Genomic DNA, 13,801 nt, shown 5'->3' with positions numbered 1-13,801 from the left:
TTTCTGCACTACCGGATGCCGACATGAGTTCTGCAGTGGCTGGAGAAGGACTGCGCGGGCGCGAAAAGCTGGCCCGCATCCCGGTGAAGGTACGCGAGGACGTCGCGTCGCCGCCCAAACCGGCCTGGCTGCGCGGACGCGACCAGGACACGCCGGCAGTGCGCGCGCTTCAGGGCGTGCTACGCGAACACGCGCTGCACACCGTGTGCGAAGAAGCGGCCTGCCCGAACATCGGTGAATGCTTCGGCAGTGGCACCGCCACCTTCATGATCCTGGGGGCCATCTGCACCCGCCGCTGCCCGTTCTGCGATGTGTCGCACGGCCGGCCGCTGGCGCCGGACGCGGAAGAGCCACAGCGGCTCGCGCGTACCGTGGCGGCGATGAAGCTGCGCTATGTGGTGATCACCTCGGTGGACCGTGACGACCTGCGCGACGGTGGCGCGGCGCACTTCACCCAGTGCATGGCCGACATCCGCGCGCTGAGCCCGAACATCACGATCGAGGTGCTTACCCCCGATTTCCGCGGCCGCGAAGCGGTCGCGCTGGACGCGCTGGCGGTGTCGCCGCCGGACGTGTTCAACCACAACATGGAAACCGTGCCCCGGCTGTACCGCGAAGTCCGCCCGGGCGCGAGCTACGAAGGTTCGCTGAAGCTGCTGCGCGATTTCGGCCAGCGCTTCCCCAGCGTACCGACCAAGACCGGCCTGATGCTGGGCCTGGGCGAAACCGAGGCGGAAGTGGTCGAGGTGATGCGCGATCTGCGCGCGCACGGCTGCGACCTGCTCACGCTGGGCCAGTACCTGCGGCCGTCGCCGGCCCACCTGCCGGTGATCGAGTACATCACGCCGGAGCGTTTTGCCGCGCTGCGCGACATCGCGCTCGGCATGGGCTTCAGCGAAGTGGCCGCCGGCCCGCTGGTGCGTTCGTCCTACCGTGCCGACGTGCTGCACGCCGCGCATGAAAACCATGGCTGAAGTGGCGGCTCACACCATTTCGGTCAATGGCCAGCTGGAACCGCTGGACGGTGCAGCATCGGTCGGCGACCTGCTGGACCGCATGTCGTTGCGCGAGAAGCGCATCGCGGTCGAGCGCAACGGTGAAATCGTGCCGCGCAGCGTGTTCGACCAGACCGCGCTGGCGCCGGGCGACCGCCTGGAAATCGTCATTGCCGTCGGAGGCGGCTAGACCATGAATGCTCCCTTTGAAAAGGCGCTGACCGATCCGCTGGTGATCGGCGGCCAGCCCTTCGCCTCGCGCCTTTTGGTCGGCACCGGCAAGTACCGCTCGCTGGACGAAACCGCACGCGCGCTCGACGCCAGCGGCGCCGAAATCGTGACCGTCGCCATCCGCCGCACGCCGCTGGCCAGTACCAATGGCGAACCCGGCCTGCTCGACGTGCTGCCGGCCGGTCGCTACACGCTGCTGCCCAATTCCGCCGGCTGCTACACCGCCGACGACGCGGTGCGCACGCTGCGCCTGGCGCGCGAACTGCTCGACGGCCACGACCTGATCAAGCTGGAAGTGCTGGGCGACCCGAAGTCGCTGTACCCGAACATGCCGGAAACGCTGCGCGCGGCAGAAACGCTGATCCGCGACGGCTTCCGCGTCATGGTCTATTGCTCGGACGACCCGATACAGGCGCGTGTGCTCGAAAGCATGGGCTGCGTCGCCATCATGCCGCTGGCCAGCCTGATCGGTTCCGGCATGGGCATTCTGAATCCCTGGAACATCGGAATCATCCTGGCCGACGCCAGGGTGCCGGTCATCGTCGATGCCGGCATCGGCACCGCGTCGGACGCCGCCGTGGCGATGGAACTTGGCTGCGACGGCGTGCTGATGAATACCGCCATCGCCCACGCCCGTGATCCGGTGCGCATGGCCGGCGCGATGCGCCACGGCGTGATCGCCGGCCGCGAGGCCTTCCTCGCCGGCCGCATGGAAAAGCTGCCTTACCGGGCTGCGGCTTCGTCGCCGCAGACCGGCCTGATCCAGTAGTACCCAAACACCCACAACACCACACAACACATTCAACAGGGAGGAGGTCGGGATGTCTGCATCCAGGTCTGCATCAAGCGCGCGCCGCGTGGCGCTGGTTACCGGCGCATCGCGCGGCATCGGCGCCGAGATCGCACGGCGGCTCGCCAGGGACGGTTTCCATGTAGTGGTGCATTACGCGCACGGCGCAGCCGAAGCGCGCGATGTGTGCGCAGCCATCGAACGCGCAGGCGGTTCGGCGTCGCTGCTGCAGGCCGATCTGTCGATGTCCGACGGCCCGCAGAATCTGGCCGACGCCTTTACCGAGCCGCATCTGGACGTGCTGGTGAACAACGCCGGCATCGCGCCGTTCGAGGCGATCGAAGACATGAGCGAAGGCAGCTATGACCGGCTGTCCAACGTGAACATGCGCTCGATGTTCTTCGTCACCAAGTATCTGCTGCCCAAGCTGCGCGACGGCGGCCGCATCGTGAACCTGTCCAGCATCGTCGCGCGCACCGCCTTCCCGGGCATTCCGGCGTATTCGGCGACCAAGGGCTTCGTCGACGTGCTGACGCTGCAGCTTGCCGCCTCGCTCGGCGCACGCAACATCACGGTGAACGCGGTCGCGCCTGGCGTGATCGAAACCCGTCTCACCACCGGCCTGCTCGAAGGCGGCGGTTCGGACGCGGTGCAGGCCATGCAGGCGCTGTCCGGCATCGGTACCCCTGACCGCGTGGCCGGCGTGGTGTCCTTCCTGGTGAGCGCGGACGGCGGCTGGACCACCGGCCAGATCATCGACGTGAGCGGCGGCAGCAAGCTCTGATCGCTGGGGACCAGGGACTAAGGGCTGGCGGGGCGCAGTGTCTGCGCCAGCCAGCCCAGCCATTCGTGCAGCGCCCAGCCTGATTGCTGCAGCGCGCGCGAGCTGGGGATGAAGTCGGTGAACGCCATTTCGGGCGGACGCCGGATCACCGTCGGGGCGGCGACCGGTTCCAGCCCGGCGAGGCGGAACTCGGCCATCGAGCGACGCATGTGCACCGCATGGGTGACCAGCGCCACCCGCGTGATGCCGGCTTCCTTCAGCAGCGCGGCTGACATGCGGGCGTTGTCCGCGGTGTCGCGCGAGGCGGATTCCACCCAGCGCACCGGCACGCCGAATTCCGCCATCGCCTGCCGCATCAGTTCGCCTTCCGGCCGCCCGCGCCACACCACGCCACCGCTCACCAGCACCGGCAGTCCGGTCTGTTTCGCCAGCCGCGCCCCGGCGCGTACCCGCTCCAGCGCCCATCCATTCACCGTTTCGCCGTCGTAGTCGAGCAGGTTGTCGTAGGTGCCGGCACCCAGCACCACGATGGCGCCGACGTCCTTCGGTGGCGCAATGTCGCGGCAGCAGTAGGTGCTCTGTTCCAGCCAGCCGGACACCGCCGGCAGGCACAACGCGAACAGCGGCAGCAGGCCGCAGGCGATCAGCACCATGCCAGCGCGCCTGCGCCAGCGCGCCAGCAGCAGGCCGGCTGCCGCGAGCAGCAGCAGCCCGGCCGGTGGCAGCAGCAGCGTGGAAATCGCTTTCTTGAGCAGGAACAGCATGGACGCGAGCATCGGAGCCGGGCAGGGTGAAAAGGCCTTATTATCCGGCCCGGAGCGCCTGCGGGCGTCATTCTGTCCTGATGCGCCGCGCATTCAGCGCGGCCGGACCCTACGGAGCGGGATTTGATCGAACTGTCAGCGATGGGTTGGAAGGAGGCAGCGCTGCTTGCGCTGATCATCCTGTCCGGCTATCTGGGCTATGCGCTGATGCGCCTGTCCATGCTGAACGCACGGCGCGAGGCCGAGCCGGCACCGCTGCCTCCGCCGCCGGCTCCCGTATCGCCGCCGCCGCTGCCCGACCTCCAGGCCGAACTCGACAACCTGCTCGACGCCCGTCTGGCGCCGCTGATGCAGGCGCTGGAAACCCGCGTCGAAGTGATCGAGGACCGGCTGGATGGCGTGAGCCGGCGCATCGAAACCGTCAATCAGCTGCCGCCGGTGGCGCCGCAGTACAGCGAGGCGCTGTCGCTGGCCGCGCGCGGCCTGAGCGCCGAGGCGATCGCCGAACAGTGCGACATGTCGATCGGTGAAGCCGATCTGGTGCGTACGCTGGCACAGAGCCGCGGACTGGGAGAACAGCCATGAGTACGACGATCCGGATCACGGCCCGGCGCGACGAGGATGAGCAGGGGGCCACCGAGCAACGCAGCGCCCTGCTGCGCCGGATTGCGGTGGCCGGCGTGCTGATCGCGCTGCTGATCGGCGGGCTGGCGGTGTTCGACGCCAGCCGTCGTGCGCCGGATGATGACGATGAGGCGCTGCCGCCGGTTGCAGCGCCGGTCTTGCGCGCGCCGGCGGCCGCGCCAGCGGTGCTGCCGGAAGAGACGCCAGCGGTCGGTGCGCAACCGGCCGCGTTGCAGGACAGTCCTCCGCCCTTGCCCGAAGGCGATGCGGCAGAGCCCGCGCCAGCAGCCGGCGCCGCCGCAGCGCCATCGGCCACCGGCGGTGCGACCGCGCCTGCGCAGCCGTCGAGTGGCGCGGCGCCCGCACCCCGATCCCATCCGGCCCCTGCTGTTGTCGCCGAGCCCGTGGTGCCCGAATCGACCGCGCGTCCGGACGCTCCGGCAGCCGCGGCCGCCCCGGCGGCTGAAGCCCGCCGGCCTGCGGACAAGGTGACGCGCGCTGAGCCTGCGCAGCCTTCCCCGCCGCCGCTGACCCGCAGCCCGGCAGGCGGCTACGTGGTGCAGGCCGGCGTATTCAGTCAAACCGCCAACGCCGAGGAACTGCGCGCCAGGCTGGCGCTGCACGGCATTCCGGCGCAGATCGAGACGCGTGTGCTGGTCGGCCCCTTCAGCAGCCGTGCCGAAGCCGATCGTGCGCGTGCCCGGATGCGTGCGCTCGGTCTCGACGGCGCACCGCCTGTGGCCCGCTGAATCCATTCAAGCCGCATGGCCTGGCCGCCGATAGAACTGTCCTGATCATGCATGGGCGGGCAATTCGATGGCATTTCTTGGATGGGTGGCAGCACGCGAACATGAACAGCTCGGCGCCGAGCGCACGCGTTTGCAGGATGAAGTCGTCCGGCTGAAACTGGACATTGCCCGGCTGGAAGCCGAGCGCGGCAACCTGCAGCAGGAGAACGCGGACATCCGCGCCCGCGCCGCCTTCGACAATGGTCTGCTGGCCAATCTGACCGCTTACGCGGGCTCTTTCCAGCGTTTCCGCACCACGCTCGCGGCACTGGCCGACATCGTCAGCAGCGAGTCCGGCCGCGCGGCGGACACCGCCGGACAGTGTGCGCTGACCGCCGGCGGCAGCCGTACGGTGGCGGAAAGCCTGAGCGGCTATGCCAGCCGTCTGACCGAAACCGCGTCCAGCGTGAACACGCTGCGCGAGCGGGCCGAGCGCATCGGCGGCATCGTGCGGCTGATCCGGGAAATCGCCGACCAGACCAATCTGCTGGCGCTGAACGCGGCGATCGAAGCGGCGCGGGCCGGCGAACAGGGCCGCGGCTTTGCCGTCGTGGCCGATGAGGTGCGCAAGCTGGCCGAGCGTACCGGTGCAGCCACCGCCGAGATCGCCACCCTGGTCAGCGGCATCCAGGACGACACCAGCCGGGCCACCGAGCGCATGCAGGCGAATGCCGCCGACGCCGCCACCTATTCCGGCGAAGGTCTGGACACAAGCGCCCGCATGGAAGCGCTGAGCAGCCAGGCGCAGGCCAATGGCCGGCATATGCAGGCCACGTCGCTGCGCACCTTCGCCGAACTGGCCAAGGTGGATCACCTGGCTTACAAGATGGACATCTACCAGACCGTGTCCGGTCACACCGGACGTACCGTGGACAGCTTCGCCAGCCATTCCGGCTGCCGGCTGGGCAAGTGGTACTACGAGGGCGAAGGCCGCCGCTGCCACAGCCATCTGCCGGGCTTCCGCGAACTGGAGGCGCCGCACGAGGCCTTTCACAAGGTGGGCGTCGAAGCCCTCAGGCATGCCGAAGCCGGCCGTTTCGACGACGCGCTGGCGGCCATCGCCCGCATGGAGTCGCTCAGCCTGGACGTGATCGGCGAACTGGACCGCATGAGCGACGCGGCCGAGCACGCCGCTCCCGCCCTGCACGCGGACTGAGTCCGGCGGTGGCCGTCCGGCCACCCCTGCAGGCGGCGAATCCGCGATAATCCGGCGTCGTCCGGCCTGCCCGATTCCGTTCGGGCAGGCCGCGCAGCATTCCCGCACACAACTCCGGAGACTTCTCATGTCGCGCATCATCGTTTCGACCCCCGACGCACCGGCCGCCATCGGCACCTACTCGCAGGCGGTGAAGGTGGGCAACACCGTCTACATGTCCGGCCAGATCGGCCTGGATCCGGCCACCATGACCATGGCCGACGGCATCGACGCGCAGATCACCCGCGTGTTCGACAACCTGAAGGCGGTGGCCGTCGCCGCCGGCGCCACGCTGGACAACGCGGTCAAGGTGAATGTGTTCCTGACCGATCTCGGCAATTTCACCAAGGTGAACGAGGCGATGACCCGCTACTTCAGCCAGCCCTTCCCGGCGCGCGCCGCGGTCGGTGTGGCGGCGCTGCCGCGCGGTGCCCTGGTCGAGGTCGATGCGGTGCTGGTGATCGACTGATGAGCGACGGCCGGCTCCGCCCGGCCTTCTGCACCGGATGAGCACACGCAGCGAGGCACTTGCCGACGCGCTGGACAGGATGGGGCTCGGCTCCGACGCCGCGCTCGTCCTGCATTTCCCGCTGCGCTACGAGGACGAGACGCGCATCACGCCGGTGGCGCTGGCGCGCGCCGGCCAGCCGGTGCAGGTCGAGGTCGAGGTGACGCAGGCTGAAGTGAAGTTCCGGCCGCGCCGCCAGCTGGTGGTGACCGCCGGCGACGACAGCGGCACGGTCACGCTGCGCTTCTTCAACTTCTATCCGTCGCAGCAGAAACAGCTCGCGCCCGGCAAACGGGTGCGCCTGTTCGGCGACATCAATCCCGGTTTCTTCGGCGCCGAAATGCTGCACCCGCGGGTGCGCACGGTCGGTGAGGACACTGCGCTGCCGGACCGGCTCACGCCGGTCTATCCGGCCACCGCCGGCCTGTCGCAGGCCAGCCTGCGTCGCGCCATCGACGACGCGCTCGAACGTACCGACCTCGCGGACAGCCTGCCCGAGACGCTGCGCCGGCATTACGCGCTGGTGCCTTTCGGTGCCGCGGTGCAGGCGCTGCACCGGCCGCGGCCGGGTGAATCGCTGCGCGATCTCGACGAGCGGCTGGCGCCGGCCTGGCGCCGCATCAAGTTCGACGAGCTGCTGGCACAGCAACTGAGCCTGAAGCGCGCGCACGCCGCGCGCCGCAACCGCGACGCGCCGGTGCTGCCGCAGCCGGTGGCTACCGACGGTTCGCTGATCGACCGCTTCCTGCAGCAACTGCCTTTTGCGCTGACCGGCGCCCAGGCGCGCGCCTGGGCCGAGATCGCCGCCGACCTGTCGCAACCTTTTCCGATGCAGCGTCTGCTGCAGGGCGACGTCGGCTCCGGCAAGACGGTGGTGGCCGCGCTCGCCTGTCTGCGCGCGGTCGAGGCCGGCTATCAGGCCGCCTTCATGGCGCCGACCGAAATCCTCGCCGAACAGCACTTCCGCAAGCTGGCCGACTGGCTGGCGCCGCTGGGCGTGCAGGTGGCCTGGCTGTCCGGCAGCCTGAAGGTGCGCGAGAAACGGGCGATGAAGGAAGCCATCGCCAGCGGCGCGGCGCCGATCGCGGTCGGCACGCATGCGCTGATCGAGGACGCGGTCGATTTCGCCCGCCTCGGCGTCGCGGTGGTGGACGAGCAGCACCGCTTCGGCGTGCGCCAGCGGCTGGCGCTGCGCGCCAAGGCGGGCGACGTGAGTCCGCATCAGCTCATGATGAGCGCCACGCCGATTCCGCGCACGCTGGCCATGAGCTTCTACGCCGATCTCGACGTGTCGGTGATCGACGAGCTGCCGCCCGGTCGCACGCCGGTGCTCACCAAGCTCATCGCCGCGGCGCGCCGCGAACAGGTGATCGAACGCGTGCGCCACGCCTGTGAAACCGGTGCCCAGGCCTACTGGGTGTGTCCGCTGATCGAGGAATCGGAAACGCTGCAGCTGCAGACTGCGCTCGACACTTACGAACAGCTGGTGATCGCCTGCCCGGAACTGAAAGTCGGGCTGGTGCATGGCCGCATGAAACCGGACGAGAAGGCGGCGGTGATGGCCGGTTTCGTGGCCGGCGACACCCATCTGCTGGTTGCCACCACGGTGATCGAGGTCGGTGTCGATGTACCGAACGCCAGCCTGATGGTGATCGAACACGCAGAACGTTTCGGCCTTTCGCAGCTGCATCAGCTGCGCGGCCGGGTCGGCCGCGGCAGCCGCGAATCGGCCTGCGTGCTGCTGTACGAAGGCCCGCTGTCGCAGACCGCGCGCGAACGGCTGCGCGTCATCCACGCCTACACCGACGGCTTCATGATCGCGGCCGAAGACCTGAAGCTGCGCGGCCCCGGTGAATTCATCGGCAGCCGCCAGTCCGGTCAGCCACTGCTGCGTTTCGCCGATCTGGTGATCGATGAGGCGCTGGTCGAGCTCGCGCGCGAGGCGGCCGACACGCTGCTGCGCGACCATGTCGAGGCGGCTGACCGTCATCTCGATCGCTGGCTGGCCGGCCGAGAGGATCTGCTCAAGGCCTGAGTACCCTGGCCGTTATCCGAAACTGGCATTGAACACCTGGAGGCTTGCGGCCTCCGCTCGCATGAAAGCCGCAATAGAAACCGACATCCTGTTCCGCATCGCGCTGGTCATCGGCGAGGATGCGCATCTGGAACAGATGACCCGGCGCGTACTGTCCGAAATGCAGCGACTGCTGGACGCCCGCCGCTGCGCCGTCTATGCGCGCAGCGGCGAGCGCCTGCAGTGCATCTGCGCGGTGCCTGATCGGCTGGAGCCGGACGCGGCCTTCGAGGCCTTGCAGGCTGGCTGGCCGGACGCCGCAGGGCTGGCCGGCGAGGGCTGGCGCATGCTGGGCGACCCGGCACTGACCCATCATCTGATCGACCTGCCGGACTATGGCCTGCTGCTGATCGAGCGCAGCGGTGAGCCCCTGGATCCGGGCTTTCTGGACAATTTCCGCACGCTGGCCCGCAAGCTGGCGATCGCCTGTCGTGCCTGCGTCAACGAAGAGGAGCTGGAGCGTCAGAAGCACCGGCTCGAACTGGCCACGTCGGCGGCCTCCATCGGCATCTGGGCGTGGAACCGTGTCAGCGGCGCGCTCACCTGGGACGACCAGATGTGCCGGCTGCATGGCCTGGCACCGGCGCAGTGCGGTGGCGGGCTGGAGGGCTGGCTGCACCGGCTGCTGCCGGCCGAGGCGGATGCCTTCGCCCAGGCGCTCGACCGCGCTGCGCGGGAAGACACGCGGCTGGAACAGGACGTGCGGGTGAATCTGACGGATGGCAGCCATCGCGTGCTGCGCATTCTCGGCGGCGTGCGCGGTCATCCGGACGAGGTGGCCGGTGTCGCGGTCGATGTGACCGCCAGCCGTGAAGCCAAGGAGGCGCTGCGCCGCGCGCGCGATGCGGCCGAAGCGGCCAGCCGTGCCAAGAGCGAATTCCTGGCCAATATGAGCCACGAAATCCGCACGCCGATGAATGGCGTGCTGGGCATGCTGGATCTGGCGCTGGACGCTGCCGACGAAGCCGAGCGGCGCGAGTGCGTGGCAACCGCGCGCAGCTCCGCCGAGTCGCTGCTGGTCATCATCAACGACATTCTGGATTTTTCGAAGATAGAAGCCGGCAAGGTCGAGGTCGAAGCCGTGTCCTTCGATCTGGGCGAACAGCTGTCGCAGGTCGTGCGCACGCTGGCCGCGCCGGCGGCCCGCAAGTCGCTGGCGCTGGAACTGCAGGTGGCCCCCGGCGTGCCGCCGCGGCTGACCGGCGATCCGCTGAGGCTGCGTCAGGTGCTGCTGAATCTGGTGAGTAACGCGATCAAGTTCACGCACGAGGGCGGTGTGACGCTGCGGGTCGAGCGGGCGGATGCGGCGGGCGGCGAGCGGCTTCTGCTGTCGGTGATCGATACAGGCATCGGCATTCCGGCCGACAAGCAGGCGCATGTGTTCGAAGCTTTCGCCCAGCAGGACAGTTCGACCACCCGCGGCTACGGTGGCACCGGACTCGGCCTGTCCATCGCCAGCCGGCTGACCGGCCTGATGGGGGGCGGCATTTCGCTCGACAGTGCGCCGGACTGCGGCAGCACGTTTCGCGTGGATCTGCCGCTGTTGCGCGCCGATGCCGGTCCGGCTCTGCCGGCAGAAGGGCAGGCGGGCGAGACCGGCGCCGGCAAGGGACTGTCGGTGCTGCTGGTGGAAGACCATCCGGTGAACCAGAAGGTGGCCACCGTGGTGCTGGAGCGTGCCGGCCACCGGGTGTGCGTGGTGCACAACGGCATCGAGGCGATCGAGAAGGTTGCCGAAGGCGGTTTCGATCTGGTGCTGATGGACATGCAGATGCCGGTCATGGGCGGCGTCGAGGCGGCGCGCCTGATCCGGCAGATGGAACAGGAGCTGGGCCGTCTGCCGGTGCCCATCTTCGCGATGACCGCCAATGCGCAGGAAGAGGACCGCACCGCCTGCCTCGATGCCGGCATGAACGATTTCCTGACCAAGCCGCTGCTGCCGCGCGTGCTGCGAGAGAAGATCGCCGCACTGGCGACCGGCCAGCCGGACACGGACGATTCTTCGGAATGAAAAACGGGGGCCTCGGCCCCCGTTTTTCATGCTGCGGCGACGCCCGGGATCAGACGCGGCTGCGGCGGCGGGCGATCATGCCCATCAGGCCGAGGCCAGCCAGGAACATCGCGTAGCTTTCCGGTTCCGGCACGGCGGTCAGCTGGATGGTGCGATCCACGCCGTCCGCCGGATGCTGGATGTTCACGTAGGCCACGTTCGGGTTGAACTTGTCGAAGTACAGGCCGGTGAATTCCGAACCCGGCGTGCCGTTGGTGGCCCAGCGTGCCAGGCCTTCGCCGGCATCCAGCAGGTCGCCGTCCTTGTTCAGGTCGCGTGCGAACCAGATGTCGTCGTCAACCGCGCCGTCACGGTCTTCGATGATGTAGATGTTGCCGTTGGCGTCGATCGCCAGGTTGTCGGCGTTGCGGAAGCCGCCGCCCACCGCCAGACCGGTCGCCAGGTCGATGGTGGACGCGTCGGCGAACAGGCGCACCGCACCGGTGTTCACGTCCAGCGTGTAGACGCGGCTGCGACCGTCGCCGGTATTGCCGTTGATGTCCGAATCGGTGGTGGCGAAATACAGCACCTGCGAGCCGTCGGCACGGGTCTGGATTTCCAGGTCTTCCGGACGGTTGTAGCCGGTGCCACCCACCAGATCGGCCGCGGCACGGCCGTCCAGCGCGAAGTTGCCGCCGCCCAGATTCACCATGGCGCTCCAGGTCGCCGCATTGGCGGTGCCGGTGGCAGTGGTGATCGCTTCCCAGGTCGAGGCACCGGTGATCGCCGGGCCGTTGTTGCCTTCGAACTGGCCGCCCGCACCGACCTTCAGCACGAAGGTCTGGCCCTTGCTGAAGTAGTCGTCACCGCTGGCGGCGTTCGGGTTGGCCGACACGTACTTGTAGACCGAGCCGCCGTTCAGTTCGTCGATGAAGTAGAAGTTCTTGTTGCTGTCGAACGCCAGACCTTCGTGCGATACGCGCGGAATCACGTTGCGCTGGACGAAGGTGCCGCCGTTGGCGCCGGCGGTGGTCGAGTTGGTGATTTCGAACAGGCGGCCCTTGCTGCTGCCGGTGCCCCAGGATTCCTCGGCGGTCAGGTAGCTGCCCCACGGCGTCCAGCGCGAGGCGTCGCCCGACACGAAGCCCTGGCTGCCCGGCGCCACGATGGTGACGGTGCGGGTGGCGTAGTTGCTGTTCCACAGGTCGATACGCTGCACGCCGCCCGAACCGGTCTCGAAGGGCATGAACAGGTAACGGCCGGCGTCCGGGCCGGATTCGTTCGCGGTGATCATGTCCCAGCTGCCCGAGTTCGAGCCCGGCGATGCCAGGTTCTGGGTTGCGCGGTCGGCAATGGTCTTCTGCGAGAAGAAGGGCGACGACAGCGTGATCGGCGTGGCCGGCGTCGCAGTGGCACCGGCCGAGGCGCTCAGCGGCGTGAAGTTGTCGAAGTAGGTGAGGTCCGCAGCGAATGCCTGCTGGGCGGAAACGCCCATCAGACCAATGGCGGCGGCTATGGCGAGCTTGCGGGTTTGCATTGTGGACTCCCTGTTGGATGGATACCCCGCCTCATCGGGCAGGGGTCAGCGCAATCTAGAGAGTCCATGTGCCGTCGCGGTGACGCGGGACAGGCTTGCCGATAGTCCGTTCGGACTATTGGCTGTAAAGAAAATCAACTTGTTCGTATGCTAAGGGAGAGCACGCTCAGCAATCTCAGCGATTGGCGTGGGTGGCGGTGAAGACCGCGACGAACACTTCGCGCAGGAACAGGCTCAGCGACGTGATCAGCGCCAGCATCGCGAGCACGAACAGCACCGCCAGCAGATCGGCCAGCACCACGGTGAACAGCACGCCGAAGAAGGCGCAGGCCACCACCAGACAGACCAGCAGCGCGGCGGCCACCGAGAACAGGATGGCGAGGTAGATGAGCCGCGCGCGCTGCGCCAGCAGATCCAGTTCGGTCGCGTTGCTCAGCGTCGCGTCCTCGCAGGGCTGGCTGCCGCGCGCCAGCACCACCCGGCGGCGGTCGATGATGCGGCCGAGCCGGTTGTTCAGCGTGCCGATCAGCGTGGACAGCGCGGTAAGAAGGAACACCGGCGCCACCGCCAGACCGATGGCGTGGGTAATGGTGTCTATCGTGGTCTGCAGCAGCATGGCCTGCGCTCCGGCGGGGTGCCCGGCAAGGAGGGGTCGGGAATCAGGGAATCTGCGATTCCAGCTCGAACTTGGCGCCGGCGTCCTGCCCCAGCGTCTTCACCAGCCAGGGCATGACCGACTTCAGCGTGGCCGGCAGCGTCCATGGCGGATTGACGATGAACAGGCCGCTGCCGTACATGCCGAAGCCGTCGGCGGGCGGCGTGCGGGTGGTGAGCGCCACGTGCAGCCAGCTGTCCACCTTCATGCGCTTGAGCTTGGCCGGCAGGTCGCGCGAATCCATCTTCTGCAGTTGCGGATACCACACGCAGTAGGTGCCGGTCGGGAAGCGCACCACCGCCTCGCGCAGCGTTTCAAAGGTGTAGCGGTAGTCTTCGCGGATTTCGTACGGCGGGTCGATCAGCACCAGCGCGCGCCGGGTGGGCGGCGGCAGCATGGACTTCAGGCTGGAGAAGCCGTCATGCTTCTCGATCTTCACGCTGCGGCCGGCGCCGGCGAAAGCTTCGTTCAGCAGCCTGTTGTCGGTGGTGTGCAGTTCGAACAGCTTCATCCGGTCGTGTTCGCGCAGCAGTGCGCGCGCCACCATGGGCGAGCCCGGATAGGCGCGCAGCGCATCGCCCTCGTTGAAGGCGCGCACGATGTCGACATAGGTGCCGAGCGCGGCCGGCAGATCGCGCGCCGACCACAGACGGCCGATGCCTTCCGCGTATTCGGCATTTTTCGCGGCGTAGCCGCTGTCCAGCGCATAGCCACCGGCACCGGCGTGGGTGTCGATGTACCAGTAGGGTTTGTCCTTCTGGTTCAGGTGCTGGAGCAATTCGGTCAGCACGAAGTGCTTGAGCACGTCGGCCGGATTGCCGGCGTGGAAGGCGTGGCGGTAGCTGAGCATGGGGCGGGCAGATGAG

General features: G+C 68.2%; 14 protein-coding genes and 1 pseudogene. 11 read left to right on the top strand and 4 right to left on the bottom strand.

From position 1 onward, the window contains the following. Positions 1-23: 23 nt before the first annotated feature. Genes lipA through METUNV2_RS0116595 form a run of 4 tightly spaced genes read left to right on the top strand, consistent with a single transcriptional unit; the run spans position 24 to position 2,800 of the window. On the top strand, positions 24-974 hold the full coding sequence (gene lipA / locus METUNV2_RS0116610) for a lipoyl synthase (RefSeq protein WP_026188237.1): 951 nt from the start codon (positions 24-26) through the stop codon (positions 972-974). Then, on the top strand, positions 967-1,185 hold the full coding sequence (gene thiS / locus METUNV2_RS0116605; protein ID WP_018230600.1) for a sulfur carrier protein ThiS: 219 nt from the start codon (positions 967-969) through the stop codon (positions 1,183-1,185). The genes lipA and thiS overlap by 8 nt, the downstream gene beginning before the upstream one ends. A gap of 3 nt (positions 1,186-1,188) precedes the next feature. Next, on the top strand, positions 1,189-1,995 hold the full coding sequence (locus METUNV2_RS0116600; RefSeq protein ID WP_018230599.1) for a thiazole synthase: 807 nt from the start codon (positions 1,189-1,191) through the stop codon (positions 1,993-1,995). Between the two features lie 52 nt (positions 1,996-2,047). Then, complete coding sequence (locus METUNV2_RS0116595) at positions 2,048-2,800, top strand: SDR family NAD(P)-dependent oxidoreductase (protein WP_036271218.1); 753 nt, start codon at positions 2,048-2,050, stop codon at positions 2,798-2,800. Between the two features lie 17 nt (positions 2,801-2,817). Here METUNV2_RS0116595 and METUNV2_RS0116590 read toward each other — a convergent pair whose 3' ends face one another. Further along, on the bottom strand, positions 2,818-3,564 hold the full coding sequence (locus METUNV2_RS0116590; protein WP_232415699.1) for a YdcF family protein: 747 nt from the start codon (positions 3,562-3,564) through the stop codon (positions 2,818-2,820). Positions 3,565-3,687: 123 nt separating this feature from the next. Between METUNV2_RS0116590 and METUNV2_RS0116585 the strand changes: the two genes are divergently transcribed. The 7 genes and pseudogenes from METUNV2_RS0116585 (at position 3,688) to METUNV2_RS0116560 (ending at position 10,764) form a co-directional block, all read left to right on the top strand. Continuing rightward, complete coding sequence (locus tag METUNV2_RS0116585; protein WP_018230596.1) at positions 3,688-4,149, top strand: DUF2802 domain-containing protein; 462 nt, start codon at positions 3,688-3,690, stop codon at positions 4,147-4,149. Beyond that, positions 4,146-4,937 (top strand): SPOR domain-containing protein, encoded by a 792-nt coding sequence (locus METUNV2_RS0116580; RefSeq protein ID WP_018230595.1) that lies wholly within the window; start codon positions 4,146-4,148, stop codon positions 4,935-4,937. Before METUNV2_RS0116585 ends, METUNV2_RS0116580 begins: the two co-directional genes overlap by 4 nt. A 460-nt stretch (positions 4,938-5,397) precedes the next feature. After that, positions 5,398-5,670: pseudogene (locus tag METUNV2_RS20380) on the top strand (methyl-accepting chemotaxis protein); the annotation flags it as partial. 27 nt (positions 5,671-5,697) lie between these two features. Beyond that, complete coding sequence (locus METUNV2_RS20375; protein ID WP_420038391.1) at positions 5,698-6,132, top strand: CZB domain-containing protein; 435 nt, start codon at positions 5,698-5,700, stop codon at positions 6,130-6,132. Positions 6,133-6,259: 127 nt separating this feature from the next. Beyond that, entirely contained in the window at positions 6,260-6,640 is a 381-nt protein-coding gene (locus METUNV2_RS0116570; protein WP_018230593.1) for a RidA family protein, read from the top strand. 37 nt (positions 6,641-6,677) lie between these two features. Beyond that, positions 6,678-8,714, top strand: a complete 2,037-nt coding sequence (gene recG / locus METUNV2_RS0116565; protein ID WP_018230592.1) for an ATP-dependent DNA helicase RecG — start codon at positions 6,678-6,680, stop codon at positions 8,712-8,714. Positions 8,715-8,775: 61 nt separating this feature from the next. Further along, positions 8,776-10,764: a hybrid sensor histidine kinase/response regulator gene (locus tag METUNV2_RS0116560; protein ID WP_018230591.1), complete on the top strand. Its 1,989-nt coding sequence runs from the start codon at positions 8,776-8,778 to the stop codon at positions 10,762-10,764. A 49-nt stretch (positions 10,765-10,813) separates the two neighbouring features. On the opposite strand, the gene METUNV2_RS0116555 is transcribed toward METUNV2_RS0116560, so the two are convergent. The 3 genes from METUNV2_RS0116555 to METUNV2_RS0116545 form a co-directional block, all read right to left on the bottom strand. Next, entirely contained in the window at positions 10,814-12,280 is a 1,467-nt protein-coding gene (locus METUNV2_RS0116555) for an alkaline phosphatase PhoX (protein WP_018230590.1), read from the bottom strand. A gap of 175 nt (positions 12,281-12,455) precedes the next feature. Then, on the bottom strand, positions 12,456-12,896 hold the full coding sequence (locus METUNV2_RS0116550) for a DUF2721 domain-containing protein (protein ID WP_018230589.1): 441 nt from the start codon (positions 12,894-12,896) through the stop codon (positions 12,456-12,458). 43 nt (positions 12,897-12,939) lie between these two features. Beyond that, entirely contained in the window at positions 12,940-13,785 is an 846-nt protein-coding gene (locus METUNV2_RS0116545; RefSeq protein ID WP_018230588.1) for a 23S rRNA (adenine(2030)-N(6))-methyltransferase RlmJ, read from the bottom strand. Positions 13,786-13,801: the final 16 nt, after the last annotated feature.

The sequence above is a fragment of the Methyloversatilis universalis EHg5 genome, assembly GCF_000378945.1.
Lineage (GTDB): Bacteria > Pseudomonadota > Gammaproteobacteria > Burkholderiales > Rhodocyclaceae > Methyloversatilis > Methyloversatilis universalis_A.
Note: the sequence above shows the minus strand (reverse complement) of the source record. Positions and strands in the feature narration are given on the sequence as shown.